Below are 13,949 nucleotides of genomic sequence, written 5' to 3'. Positions count from 1 at the left end.
GATGTTTTCTTTCTATGCTACGAAGATGCTTTCTACCGGGGAAGGGGGGATGGTCCTTTCTAATGATGATGTCCTTATCAGAGCTGTCAGGGATTTGAGGGATTATGATGAAAAGGAGAGTTATTCAGTCAGATATAATTACAAGATGACAGATATTCAGGCTGCGCTGGGAATAAACCAGTTGAAAAAACTGCCCTCGTTTATTGAAAGAAGAAAAGAGATTGCCGGGTTCTATGACGAGGCATTGCAAGGGATGGCTTTCCCGATTCCAGCAGTTCCTGAAGGGCGGGAGCACATCTATTACAGATATGTGGTGCTTGACCGGAACCATTCAGACTTTATGGAAGCGATGCAAAAAAAGGGAATCGATTGCAAAAGGCCTGTGTTCAAACCGCTGCATAAATGCCTCGGATTGTCAGGATTTCCGGTTACAGATGAGATTTTTAACAAGGCAGTGTCAATACCCATTTACCCTTCATTGGGGGATGACGAGGTGAGGAAGATTATTGATGCTATGAAGAACCTGTTATAATAGTTCCAAAATAACATCGCAACGATACGTCATTGCGGTGAGCCGAAGCTCCGAGTGTAGCGAAGGAGGCAAGCGAAGCAATCCCTAACGGCATGAAATTTCAGTGAGATTGTGGAGCCTGTTCCGAAGCCTGCCTTGAGATTGCTTCGGCTGACTTCATCAGCCTTGCAATGACCGGCGAGGAATCTCACTCCTCGCAATGACAAAATAGAATGAATGATATTTTGGAAACGAACTACTGCTATCGAAAGGTTGAAGTAATGAGGGGGTCAATTTTACCGGAAACGCCTTCCAGACGTCTAACATGGTATTGTGCGGTCGTTGCTTTAGGTATTCTTCTGGTTCCTTATTCAAGAAACTATTTTATTGAATATGGAGTCAGGTGGCTTTACATACTGATTTTTGCACTTTCCCTTTCGGCAGTATTGACACCAATTATGGGGGCAATTGCTTTAAGGTTAAAAATTGTTGATACCCCGGGGGGAAGAAAGATACATGAAAAAAGTACGCCCCTCCTGGGAGGTCTTGCAATCTTAATTGCGTTCAATACAGCTCTCATGTTCAATATGATCCTTGACAAGAAAATGGTTGTGTTACTTTCAGGAGGCATCATTGTCGCTCTGATCAGCCTGGTCGATGATTGGAAAGAGGTCTCGGCAAGAATGAAATTGATTGTCCAGATTTGTGTTGTTCTTGTGATGGTTTATTTTGGAATCGTGCTGAATTTGTTTCCCTCAAAGACGACATGGGGATATTTGTTAAATGTATTGTTCACGATTCTCTGGATAGTGGGACTGACAAACGCTATGAATTTCATTGACGGCATGGATGGGCTTGCAGCGGGTATCGCTACTATTATCGCCATGTTTATTGGAATTGTCGCATATCAGACTGGGCAGCCATTCATGGGATGGATTGCCATTGCAATGGCGGGAAGCTGTCTTGGGTTTCTACCCTTCAATATGGGGTTAAAAAATCCTGCTTCCATATACCTTGGTGATACAGGCAGTACTTTTGTTGGATTTGTTCTGGCGGCTCTGGCCATTAAGGGAAATTGGGCCGATAACAGCCGGATTGTATCGTTTTCAGCCCCGGTTCTGATATTCTGGGTGTTAATATACGATATGACATATATAACGATAGAAAGAATCGTAACAGGGAAAGTTAAGACAGTGAAGGAATGGATTGATTACGTGGGCACTGACCATATTCATCACAGGCTGTATGTCCTTCTCGGTGACAGAAGAAAGGCTGTTTTCTTTATTTATTTCCTGTGTGCGACACTCGGCATTAGTGCCATTGCCCTCCGGTATGCGAGACCCATTGACGGCATACTTCTGGTTATTCAGGCCTGTTTAATTACCATAATAGTATCTATTGCAGAATATTCGGGCCGTAAACGTTGAGTGTGCCATTTGTCATTCTGAATTTATTTCAGAATCTTGCTCATAATTCCAAGAGACCCTGAGATCCTGAAACAAGTTCAGTACATGGTTCAGGGTGACATGTGGTATTGTTAAAGGTGACAGAAAAGACTTTTTGCGATGATGCTAAGCGTTAATGTTCTGTCACTATTTTGGAAAAGTCTGCGACCCGGTGGAATAGCCTGGAAATTTCTTCCAGGAGAGAAAGCCTGTTGAATCTCACCTTTTCATCTTTTGCCATGACAAGAACAGTATCAAAGAAATCATCTACCGGTTTTCTCAGTCTGGCCATTTCGATCAGGGCATCTTCATCATTGTCATTATCAAGATGAGCGCTTGCCTTCTCCTTAATTTCAAGGAAAGCATCGTAGAGGTTTTTTTCTTCATCCGTATCGAAAAGTGAGGTATCGACAGGACCGCCTGTGAACCCCTTTATAATGTTGCCTGCCCGCTTAAAGGCGATCGCCAGCGGTTCAAAGTCAGGATGGGACTTGAATTCTCCCATCGCTTCAATTCTTCTGTACGCCCTTACTATATCGCCGGTATCCACCGAAAGAACGGCATCGACGACGTCATAGGGATGTCCCTGCGAGATCATCTGGTTTTGAAACCTTCCCTTGAAGAACTCCAGGACATCTGATTTGATCTCTTCGGGCTTCCTCTTCAGCTTGTCGCCAAAGATGGCGATACTCTTGTCGATCAGATCGCCTAAAGGGAGGGAATATTGTTTGTCCAGGATAATATTGATAATTCCGAGTGCCTGCCTTCTGAGGGCGTAGGGGTCGGCAGTTCCCGTCGGGATTAAATTGATGCCGAAAAATCCGACAATCGTGTCCAGTTTGTCAGCAATACTTACGATGGCTCCCTCATCTGTTTCCGGGAGATCACCTCCGGCTGCTGTCGGAAGGTAGTGTTCGTAGATAGCTTTTGCGACAATTTTATCTTCACCCTGGATAAGGGCATATTCTCTGCCCATTATTCCCTGCAGTTCCGGGAATTCATAGATCATCTGCATTTCCAGGTCGGCCTTGCAGAGTGTGGCTGCCCGGTATACTGCATCCTTTATGTCAGGGTTTATTTCGCCTGTTATATATTCAGCAAGTTCTCTGAACTGCATGACCTTTTCATAAGAAGTTCCGAGCTGGCTGTGAAAGACAACGTTTTTAAGTTCTTCCAGTTTTTCCTCCAGTGGGATCTTCTGGTCTTCGTTGAAGAAGAATCGGGCATCGGCAAGACGTGCACGAATGACCTTTTCATTTCCAGCGGCTACAGCGGCAGGGTTTCTCGCCACGGTATTATTGATCGTGATAAAATAGGGCAACAAACTGCCATTTTCGTCGGTAACGGGGAAGTATTTTTGATGCGACATCATGGAGGTGGTGAGAACTTCTTTGGGAAGCTCCAGGTATTCTTTTTCAAAACTTCCCCTGACAACGGAGGGATATTCGACTAAAAAAGTTACCTCTTCGAGAAGATCATCGTTTTCAAGAATATTTCCGGACACTTCACGGGCAGCTTGTATTGCCCCTTCCAGTATAATTTCTTTCCGTTCCTCCGGGTCAACGATAATAAAACTTTCCTTTGTTTTTTTCAGGTATTCATCAAAGCTTTTGACTTCGAAGGGCTGTGGACTCATGAAACGATGTCCGCGTGACATGTTGCCGCTCGATATGTTTTCGATTTTAAATGGAATGATTTCTCCTTCCAAAATGGCAAGTATCCAGTGAATCGGCCGTGCAAAACGCATGTCCAGGTTTGACCACCGCATGGACTTTTTAAAAGGAATGGATGTTATAAATTTAACCAGAAGATTGGGGAGTATGCTTTTTGTTTCTTCCCCGGCAATTTTTTTCCTGGCGCAGATGTATTCGCCCTTTTCTGTTGTTATTGTTTCAGTTTCAGATATGTCTATGCCTTGCCCTCTGGCGAAGCCGATGGCGGCCTTGGTTGGATTTCCATTTTCATCAAATGCAACCCTTTTGGCCGGGCCGAGCTTTTCTATGATCTGGTCTTCCTGCTTTTCTGCCACATCAGCCACATGTAGAAGAAGTCTCCTCGGTGTGGCCATCGTCTTGACATCTCCATGCTTGATCTTGTTTTCGGAAAATTCATTCCGGATGATCCTGTCCATGTCATTGAGAGCCTTCGACAAAAAAGCGGCGGGGATCTCTTCCGTTCCTATCTCTAATAGAAGTTCTTTACCCATTGGATATGCGTCTCCTGTATGCTTAATTCTAATAATATCAAATATCAAAACGAAAAATTTAAAAATAAAACGGAAAGACTATGAAAGGTGATGATATCTTACAAAAGTTGTTTGGCTTCTTATTTTACTTTTTAAATTTTCATTTTGATATTTTCATTGATTTGTTTTCCACTTTCCCATAAGGGGATATCCCATTTCTTCTCTTTGCTTTAGATATCCTTCAGCGCTGAGTCTTGCCAGGTTTCTTACCCTGCCGATGTAGCTGGTGCGCTCGTTAACGCTTATAGCACCCCGTGCATCGAGGATGTTGAAGATATGTGAACACTTGAGACAGTAATCGTAAGTGGGGAGTACCAGATTCTTCTCAGCCATTCTTAAAGATTCTGCCTCATACATATCGAAAAGCTTTCTTGACATCTCGGTATCGGCTTCTTCAAAATTGTAGATGGAGAATTCAACTTCTCCCTTGTGGTGTACATCCCCATATTTTATGCCCTGTGTCCATTCCAAATCGTATACATTGTCAATCTCCTGAAGATACATGGCGATTCGCTCAATTCCGTAGGTTAATTCGGCGCATATGGGGTCAAGGTCTATTCCTCCAACCTGCTGAAAATAAGTGAACTGGGTTATTTCCATTCCGTCGAGCCAGACCTCCCAACCTAAACCCCAGGCACCCAGCGTGGGGGATTCCCAGTCATCTTCCACAAAGCGAATATCATGATCGAGAGGATCTATACCGAAGCTTTTAAGGGAGTCAAGGTAGAGCTCCTGTATGTCAAATGGTGACGGCTTCATTATAACCTGATATTGGTAGTAGTGCTGAAGTCTGTTAGGATTCTCTCCGTACCTGCCGTCCGTGGGTCTCCGGGAAGGTTCGACATAAGCGACATTCCACGGTTCCGGGCCGAGGGCTCTGAGAAAGGTTGCAGGGTTGAAGGTTCCTGCTCCTACCTCAATATCGTATGGTTGTTGTATAATACACCCCTTATTGTCCCAGTATTTTTCAAGAGCCAATATTAATTCCTGAAAGGTCACGTTTTCTCTCCTCTGTTGAGCATAGTTTGGGGACAGATTTAAAATCTGTCCCCATATGTTGGAAGTATCATTACGAAAAAATCATGTCAAGCAAATAGGGATGTATCCCTCAATTAAATTATTACTGTTTTCTTTATTATGTCCACGGCTTCTTCCGGAGTGTCCACAAACCTTAAAAGGTCGATGTCTGATTTTGATATATGTTTTTCCCCGATCAGAGTTTTATTTATCCAGTCACTCAGGCCTTTCCAGTAATCAGAATTTATAAGAATAACAGGAAAGGGCTTTATCCTTCTGGTCTGAATCAGGGTCAGGGCTTCAAAAAGTTCGTCAAGGGTTCCAAAGCCCCCAGGCATAATGATATAAGCTACGGCATATTTTACAAACATGACCTTTCTGACAAAAAAGTATTTAAAATCGAGCCGGACGTTGGCATACTTATTGGGTTTTTGCTCCTTAGGGAGATGTATATGGAGACCCACTGATTTGCTCCCAGCCGCCGCAGCCCCTTTATTGGCTGCCTCCATAACCCCGGGTCCTCCACCGGAAATAACATTAAATCCGTTTTCTCCCAGTAGCCGGGCTACCTTTTCCGTGGTTTTATAATTGGAACTATTGGGATGGGATCTGGCTGACCCAAAAATAGTCACAGCCGGATGAATTCTGGACAGGACATCAAAGCCTTCCACAAATTCAGCCATTATGTTAAACATTCTCCAGGTATCGTTTTTTGTAAGGTCATCAACAATATATTGTTTTTCATGCATAATCTGTCACCTCTTTAGTCCCCAAAATAGACATTGGAAATAAAGTTTGCCTTCCCTATCCCGTAGGACAGCCGTCTCGGCTGTCCTACGGCGATTCACCATTATGGACAGGCGGGACGCCTATCCTACCGTGTTGGAATGGTCAATGTCTATTTTAGGATTAGTATTACAAAAATTAGGTAAACGCAACCATTCCAATGCCTTATTGCAGAAGAATTTTCTTAATCTCTTCCTGAAGATGTTCGATTGTGTTCACATCATCCTCGCCGATTGTTACCTCTTCCCCTTTTTCCGTGAGACGATTTTTCAATCTTTTCATTTCCTTTTCCAAAGCAATTATCTTTCTCAGCATGGTTTGGCTTATATCCGTCGGCTGCACCTCATCCAGTGTTGTTTTTTGAATCACCTCTCTGGCTTTAAGCATAAGGCATTCTTTCCACTTGGGAACATGAACCTCCATGTCAAATTTTTCATGAATCACTCTGGCCAGTTCTTCACTCGCCGTGGTTTCTCCGTGGACTACAAAGACCTGTGGTCTGGATTTAGCAAAATGGCTTACCCATTCCAGAAGATCTTTCTGATCTGCATGTGCGGAGAATCCGCCGATTGTAAAAACCTTTGCCTTTACGGCAACATCTTCCCTGAAGAGCTTAACTGATTTTTCTCCGTCTACTATCTTTCTTCCCGTGGTTCCCTGAGCTTGAAATCCTACAATTATAATACTTGCTCCGGGGCGCCAGAGGTTGTGTTTGAGGTGGTGCTTAATGCGGCCCGCCGTACACATCCCGCTTGCGGAGACGATAATGGCGGGGCCGGATTTTTTATTAATGGCAACAGATTCTTCGGTAGTGGGGGTAAAATGCAGATTGGGCATATCAAAGGGATCAAAACCTTGGTCCACAATCGCCCTCGCCTGTTCATCATAATACTTTTTGTTTTTACGAAAGATTTGTGTGGCCTTGATGGCCAGAGGGCTGTCAAGGTAAACAGGTATAACAGGGAGTGAACCGTCACGGTAAAATTCACCAAGAAGGTAAAGTATTTCCTGTGCCCTTTCCAGGGCGAAGGCCGGAATAATAACTTTTTCACCATGTGATACAGCGTATTTGATAGCATCTAAAAGTTCTTCTTTACTGTCCTCAAAGGTACGATGCAGGCGGTTACCATAAGTAGATTCAATAAAAAGATAATCTGCAGCAAAGATTTCATGTGGATCTTTGACAATCAGTTGATCTTGCTTTCCCAGATCTCCTGAAAAAACGATTTTTGTCTCTTTATTTGCTTCTTCCTCTATCCACAACTCCACAATAGAAGAACCAAGAATATGTCCTGCATTCCTGAGGCGTGCCCTTATTCCCGGTTCAACGTTTATTATCTGGTCCCTCTCCATCGGGGAGAGATACTGGAGGCTTTCCTCGGCATCCTCCATTGTATAAAGGGGAAGTACTCCTTTATTGCCCTGCCTGTTGTTTTTTCGAGTCTGCCATTCGGCATCCATTTCCTGAATATGAGCTGAGTCAAGGAGCATTATTTCACATAGTTCTGCTGTAGGAGGGGAGGTTATTATCTTTCCGTGAAAACCATCCTTTACCAGCTTCGGTATCCTTCCGCTGTGGTCAATATGAGCATGTGTCAGAAAGAGGGTTTTTATCTCTCTTGGATTAAAACCCCAGTCTTCCCAGTTGCGCTGTTCTATCTGCTTTCCGCCCTGGAAAAGACCACAGTCAACCAGAACCTTTTTGCCCTGTGAATTCTCAACGAGATAATTGGATCCTGTTACTGATCCAGCACCACCCAGACAGGTTACTTTTATCATGTTTCGCTCCTTATCATTTGATACATTCGTAAAAAGTCTTTTTCTGTCACCCTGAATTTATTTCAGGGTCTCTAACTTGCTGAAATAATTAGATGCTGAAACAAGTGAGATCCTGAAACGAGTTCAGGATGACAAAGAGCACACTTTCTGACTTTTTACGAGTGCATCAACTTTTAATTATTTAAAAACTTTTAAAATCATTCTCTTCAACCCGGACCCCACTTTTCTCTGTAGAGTATTTCCTCAAGAGGTTTCCTCTTTTTTTCTTTTATGATGGTAGCAGTTTTAGGGTACCCGACGGTCAGGAGAGCCAGGACTTTTATATTTTTTGGTATTTCAAGAATCTCTTTAACCTTCTTTTCACTGAACCAGCCTATCCAGCAGGTACCGAGGCCGAGATCGGTTGCTTTAAGCACCATATGTTCCATCGCTATCCCGAGATCAATCTGATAATATTCAATACCGGTTATGAAGCTTCCAACCTTATTTGTCACAAAATCCAGCTTTGAACAGCCGACGATGAGCAGGGGGGCAGTCTTCATCCAGCTGTTGCGTATGACAGGGAGCATAGCTCCATCGCAGATTTTTTCGATACGATCCCGTTCCGTTACTGCAACAAAGCGCCAAGTCTGACTGTTGTGAGCGGAAGGAGCAAGTCTGGCTGCCTCGCATATCGCTTTTATGTCTTCCTCTTTGACGAGTCTTGAATCGTACGATCGGACAGACCGTCTTATCTTTAGGATTTCGTCAAATGTCATAATGCCATATTCCTTTCAAAGGCTCATTCTTTTGATTTTATTGATAACATCTAAAGATTTCAACTCTTTTCCAAGAAGGTACTGGATAAAACTGACAAGGACTTTTTTACTTTCTTCCGCTGCCTGGCTCGATAGGGTTAATCGGTGAATCTTGCCGATATCCATTTCTTTTCCCATAAGGAGTGTCATGATGGTTCCGATGGAGATTGGCAGAGAAGGTTTGTTGTCGGAGTTGCATTTAGGACATTTTATTCCACCCCTGTTTAGACTGAATAGCAGGGGTCTGGTGCGATACGCAATTTCTATTTCGTTAACAGGTGTCTTGCAGATTGTACACCTGTCTAAAACCGGCTCAAATCCTTTTAGCTTAAGCAATCGTAATTCAAAGAGTCTTGCGATTGTCTCTGAACTGTTTCCGGTATCGATGATTTCAAGGAAGTTTTGTAGCAATTGAAACAAATTTAGGTTTTTTTTGCCTTCCGATGTGAACTGAGAGGTAAGGTCAATAAAATAGGAGGCAACGAGGGTTTTTTCCAGATCGGCTCTTATGCCGGAATAGTAATTTGTTACGCTACAGCTTTCAATCAATCTCAGCCCGCCTCTATTTTTAGAGAATAAGATATTGGAACAGGAAAATAATTCAAGGGCATTCGGGAATCTCTTCTTACTGCGCCGGGCTCCCTTTGCGATTCCCGTAAGCTTACCGAAGTCATCTGTATAAAAAGTAATGATCCTGTCAGATTCCCCGTAGTCGAGAGAGCGAAGGACAATTGCAGAAGCTTTGTTGCTGTGCTTGGGAATCATAGGCAATTTACATTAATAATTTTATAAAGATAGTAGCCAGACCGAGGAAGGAAAGGAATCCGAAGGCGTCTGTAAGAGCTGTAACAAAGATATGAGAGCCAAGTGCCGGATCCATCTTTAGCCATTTCAAACTCAGAGGTATTAATGTTCCTGCTAATGTGCCCACCAACACATTGATTACCATTGCCAGGCCCAGAACAATTCCCAGCATGGGGATACCCTTCCAGATATATGCGATGATACCGATGACTATTCCGACACATACGCCGTTTACGATGCCGACGAGGGTTTCCTTGTAGAGGGCTTTTTTTGAGGTTTCAAAGGTTACCTCGCCGAGGGCCAGCCCCCTTACGATAATAGTAAGGGTCTGGCTTCCCGCATTTCCCCCGAGGCCCGCTACCACCGGCATGAACACGGCTAAAACCACCATCATTTTGATGGTATCTTCGAAGAATCCGATTATAAAGACTGAGACAAGTGCTGTCATGAGATTTAGATAGAGCCATGGCAGTCTTTTCTTTATGGATTGGATAGGTTTGTTGAAGACACTGTCATCTTCACCCAGACCCGCTATTCTGAAAATATCTTCTGACGTTTCTTCTTCCATAACATCGACGGCATCATCGACGGTGATTCTTCCCAGCAGCCTGTTCGTATGGTCAACTACAGGAAGAGAAACGAGGTTATACTTTTCAAACATCCTGGCAACCTCTTCCTGATCAACATCAACATTAACGCTCGGTATATTTTCATCTATGCATTTATGTATCAGGGTGTTCGGTTTAGCCGTTATGAGCCTTTGCAGGGGGACGGTTCCGACCAGCTTGTTTTCTTCCTCCACAACGAATACATTATAAATATTTTCGATTTCCTCCGATTCCTTGATGACAGCCTGCATGGCATCCCGGATGGTGGCATTCTTATCTACACAGACCAGCTCGGACTGCATGATACCGCCGGCTGTATCCTCTTCATATTTCAGGAGTTTTCTGACATCTTCGGAGTCTTCAGGTTCTATTCCCTCAAGGACAGCTTGGGCCTGCTCTGCAGGGAGATCGGCGATAATATCGGCAGCATCATCCGATTCCATTTCATCGATGATCTCGGTCAGTTTTTTGTCGGAAATCTCTTCAAGTATCTGCTCTCTCGAAACATCGCTCAACTCTAAGATAACGTCGGAGGCTTTTTCAACATCGAGCAGGGCAAAGAGATGGATCTTTTCTTCCTCTTTCAGGTTGTCGATCAAATCGGCGATATCAGCCGGGTGGAGTCTCGAGAAAAGGTCAAGAACGTCAAATTCCCTTTTGAGTTCGATCCAATCTTTTAGTTGTTGAAGATCTTTTATTTGTTCTGTTTTCTCTTCTTTCATAATTACACGCTGTACTTTATCTCTCCACCCATGATGGTAAGTACTGCCATGCCTTTAAGCTTCCAGCCGTTGAAGGGAGAATTTTTGCTTTTTGACCGGAACGTGTTTATATCCACTGTCCATTCCCGTTCTGTGTCGATTACTGTTATATCGGCATCGGAACCTATCTTCAGTGTCCCTTTTGGTATTCTCAGTATCCCGGCAGGGTTTGTACTCATCTTCAAGATGAGCTGGTTCAGAGTGAGGATTCCCTCTGCAACCAGTTTAAGGCTTAGCGATAGTGAAGTTTCCAGCCCTATCATTCCTGAGGAGGCATATTCAAATTCCACTTCCTTTTCTATCGAGGAGTGGGGAGCATGGTCGCTTGCGATCGCATCTATGGTGCCATCGGAAAGTCCTTCCTTTATTGCCGTTACGTCATCCGCACTCCTCAAAGGGGGATATACCTTGGCACAGGTGTCATATTTATTCAAGGTCTCATCGGTAAGGGAAAAATAGTGTGGGGCGGTTTCTGCGGTGACCTTTATTCCCCTTTCTTTGGCCGCCCTTATCAATCTGACAGATCCGGCTGTGCTTACATGGGCGATATGGACGGGAGTGTTCGTATAATCGGCGATTGCTATATCCCTTGCTACCATTATATCTTCTGCGATATTCGGGATTCCTTGAAGTCCCAGTTCTGTGGATACAAATCCCTCATTCATCAATCCACCGGCAGATAACGTAGTATCTTCACAGTGTGATATTATCGGGATATCAAGTGAAAAGGCGTATTCGAGCGCTCTCCTCATCAGGGCACTGTTCATTACCGGTTTCCCGTCATCTGAAAATGCCACAGCGCCGGCGTCCTTTAAATCCCCGAATTCTGTCAGGGTAATCCCTTCGGATCCCCTGCTTATAGCTGCAATTGGATAAACGTTTGCCAAATTGTATCGCTTTGCCTGTCGATGGATAAGTTCGGTTACAGATCGATTGTCATTAATCGGGTTTGTGTTCGGCATGCAGGCGATTGAGGTAAATCCTCCTGCCACCGCTGCTTGGCAACCTGTCTGAATCGTCTCCTTGTATTCAAAGCCGGGTTCCCGCAGATGGGTGTGCATGTCAATTAATCCCGGTACCACGATTTTACCCTCAAGATTGAGTGTCTGAGGTGCTGAATCAGCGATCGTATTTTTGTCAATATCTTTACCGATCTGTGCAATTTTCCCCTCTTTTATCAAGAGGTCTATCTCTTCATCTATATTTTGTGAAGGGTCGACAACCCTTCCTCCTTTAAGTAAAATATTCATCATTTACCTCCCGCCAGCAGATAGAGAAGAGCCATTCTTACCGCAACACCGTTGGTTACCTGCTCGAGAATCACCGAATAGGGACCGTCAGCAATGTCAGGAGCGATTTCCACCCCCCTGTTGATAGGCCCCGGATGCATGACAAGGACATCATCCTTTGCCAGTTTTATGTTTTGAGCATTCAGGCAATAATAATTGGAGTACTCCCGAAGTGATGGGAATATACTATCACCCTGCCTTTCAAGCTGAATTCTTAGCATCATAATTATATCGGCGTTTTTTATTGCCTCTTCGAGACGGTAGTGGACCGTAACACCCATTTTATCAATATCTCTGGGTATCATAGTAACCGGTCCGGCCACTGTCACATCCGCCCCCATTTTGGTGAGACCGTAAATGTTGGACCGGGCCACCCTGCTGTGGGCGATGTCTCCTATGATGGCCACCTTGAGACCCGCAATTCCCCCTTTTTTCTCCTTAATGGTCATCATATCCAGCAGTGCCTGGGTAGGATGTTCATGAGCCCCGTCTCCTGCATTAATTATGGACTGTTTAATAAGTTTGGACAGCATATGCGGTGCTCCCGCAGCACTGTGCCTGATTGCTATAATATCAGGGTTCATGGCCTCCAGGTTCCGGGCTGTATCGATGAGGGTTTCTCCCTTTATCACGCTGCTTGTGGTGGCAGAAATGCTGACAGTATCTGCGCTCAGCCTCTTTGCCGCAATTTCAAAGGATGTTCTTGTTCTGGTGCTTGGTTCATAAAAAAGAGTGACGAGGGTTTTTCCCCTGAGGGTGGGAACCTTTTTGATCTCTCTTGTCGAGACTTCTATGAAGGATTCTGCAGTATCAAGGATAAGATTTATCTCATCTACAGAAAGCTCCTTTATACCTAAAACATCTTTACTCGCTAACTTCATGTTTTACCTCAGTTATTGTACTTTAACTTTAGTTGGCACGTTCGTAAAAAGTCAGTTTTCTTCGCTCAGAACCATTTTGGGGATGCTTTCATTGCCTGGCTAAAAATCTAAAAACTCGTGCTAATGCACTCAAACAATTAGATTTTTTTAACGCCAGACACTACCAGCATCTTTTCCCCAAAATGCTTAGATTCGCTATGAAAAGACTTTTTACGAGTGCATCTTAGTTCACCTGGAGCGCACCCCGCAAGCCCCGCCTTGTAGGCGGGGTCAAGGGGCGCAATATAATTAAATTATTCCTTACCGGGAAGCCCCCCCGCCCTGTGGGCGGGGAGCTTCACTTTAGGCACTTTTCATGTTATCCTTCTTCAATAATAACAACTTCATCCTTTCCATCTGTTTCCATGAGATTTACACTGACTTCTTCCCACAGTGATGAAGGGAGGTTTTTGCCTATAAAATCCGCCCTTATGGGAAGTTCACGGTGTCCCCTGTCGATGAGAGCAGCAAGCTGAATGAGTCTTGGCCTGCCAAAATCTATGAGTGCATCCATCGCTGCCCGTATGGTCCTTCCGGTGAAGAGGACATCATCGACGAGAACGACTTTTTTGTTATTTAGTGAAAATGGGATATCTGTTTTTCCCAGCTTCGGTTTTTTATTAGTTGTCAGCAGATCATCGCGGTATAGTGTGATGTCTAAAATACCTACAGATACATTAACTTCTTCAATCATGGAGATCTTTTGACGGAGCCTTTCTGCGAGGAATACACCGCCCGTTCTGATACCGACCAGCACCAGATCTTTTACCCCTTTATTCTTTTCCAGTATTTCATAGGCAATTCTTGTCAGGGATCTGTCAATTCCCTCTGCGTCAAGCACTACCTTTCTTTCTTTCATCCTTTAATCTCCTTATTCCTAAATTGAGACCTTTGAATTTTGCCGGAAATAGCCTAAATTGTCATTCCCGTGAAAACGGGAATCCAGTATTCTCAATTAGTTATAGATTCCCGCTTTCGCGGGAATGA

The 13,949-nt window shown here is 44.1% G+C and carries 12 protein-coding genes; 2 read left to right on the top strand and 10 right to left on the bottom strand.

Annotated elements, in window-relative coordinates:
- On the top strand, positions 1-532 hold a 532-nt coding region (locus Q7J27_00080; GenBank protein ID MDO9527538.1), incomplete at its 5' end, for a DegT/DnrJ/EryC1/StrS family aminotransferase.
- Positions 533-744: 212 nt separating this feature from the next.
- On the top strand, positions 745-1,938 hold the full coding sequence (locus Q7J27_00075) for an MraY family glycosyltransferase (protein MDO9527537.1): 1,194 nt from the start codon (positions 745-747) through the stop codon (positions 1,936-1,938).
- A gap of 151 nt (positions 1,939-2,089) precedes the next feature.
- Here Q7J27_00075 and glyS read toward each other — a convergent pair whose 3' ends face one another.
- From glyS to pyrR, 10 genes are all read right to left on the bottom strand, one after another.
- On the bottom strand, positions 2,090-4,162 hold the full coding sequence (glyS, locus tag Q7J27_00070) for a glycine--tRNA ligase subunit beta (GenBank protein ID MDO9527536.1): 2,073 nt from the start codon (positions 4,160-4,162) through the stop codon (positions 2,090-2,092).
- Between the two features lie 153 nt (positions 4,163-4,315).
- On the bottom strand, positions 4,316-5,236 hold the full coding sequence (locus Q7J27_00065; protein MDO9527535.1) for a glycine--tRNA ligase subunit alpha: 921 nt from the start codon (positions 5,234-5,236) through the stop codon (positions 4,316-4,318).
- A 77-nt stretch (positions 5,237-5,313) separates the two neighbouring features.
- The gene (locus tag Q7J27_00060; GenBank protein ID MDO9527534.1) at positions 5,314-5,967 is read right to left on the bottom strand and encodes a TIGR00730 family Rossman fold protein; all 654 of its coding nucleotides are present in this window, start codon (positions 5,965-5,967) and stop codon (positions 5,314-5,316) included.
- Positions 5,968-6,169: 202 nt separating this feature from the next.
- Complete coding sequence (locus Q7J27_00055; GenBank protein MDO9527533.1) at positions 6,170-7,783, bottom strand: MBL fold metallo-hydrolase; 1,614 nt, start codon at positions 7,781-7,783, stop codon at positions 6,170-6,172.
- 206 nt (positions 7,784-7,989) lie between these two features.
- On the bottom strand, positions 7,990-8,541 hold the full coding sequence (locus Q7J27_00050; GenBank protein ID MDO9527532.1) for a nitroreductase family protein: 552 nt from the start codon (positions 8,539-8,541) through the stop codon (positions 7,990-7,992).
- Between the two features lie 15 nt (positions 8,542-8,556).
- Positions 8,557-9,345: a DNA repair protein RecO gene (gene recO, locus Q7J27_00045; GenBank protein MDO9527531.1), complete on the bottom strand. Its 789-nt coding sequence runs from the start codon at positions 9,343-9,345 to the stop codon at positions 8,557-8,559.
- Positions 9,346-9,352: 7 nt separating this feature from the next.
- A complete protein-coding gene (mgtE, locus tag Q7J27_00040; GenBank protein MDO9527530.1) occupies positions 9,353-10,714 on the bottom strand; it encodes a magnesium transporter in 1,362 nt (453 codons plus the stop codon).
- Between the two features lie 2 nt (positions 10,715-10,716).
- Positions 10,717-12,006 carry a dihydroorotase gene (locus tag Q7J27_00035; protein MDO9527529.1) on the bottom strand — a complete coding sequence of 430 codons (1,290 nt, stop codon included), beginning with the start codon at positions 12,004-12,006 and terminating at the stop codon, positions 10,717-10,719.
- Positions 12,003-12,923: an aspartate carbamoyltransferase catalytic subunit gene (locus tag Q7J27_00030; GenBank protein ID MDO9527528.1), complete on the bottom strand. Its 921-nt coding sequence runs from the start codon at positions 12,921-12,923 to the stop codon at positions 12,003-12,005. Before Q7J27_00030 ends, Q7J27_00035 begins: the two co-directional genes overlap by 4 nt.
- 358 nt (positions 12,924-13,281) lie before the next feature.
- Positions 13,282-13,821 carry a bifunctional pyr operon transcriptional regulator/uracil phosphoribosyltransferase PyrR gene (gene pyrR / locus Q7J27_00025; protein ID MDO9527527.1) on the bottom strand — a complete coding sequence of 180 codons (540 nt, stop codon included), beginning with the start codon at positions 13,819-13,821 and terminating at the stop codon, positions 13,282-13,284.
- Positions 13,822-13,949: the final 128 nt, after the last annotated feature.

The organism is Syntrophales bacterium (genome assembly GCA_030655775.1).
Lineage (GTDB): Bacteria > Desulfobacterota > Syntrophia > Syntrophales > JADFWA01 > JAUSPI01.
The sequence above is the reverse complement of the archived record's forward strand: the minus strand, read 5'-3'. Positions and strand labels throughout refer to the sequence as shown.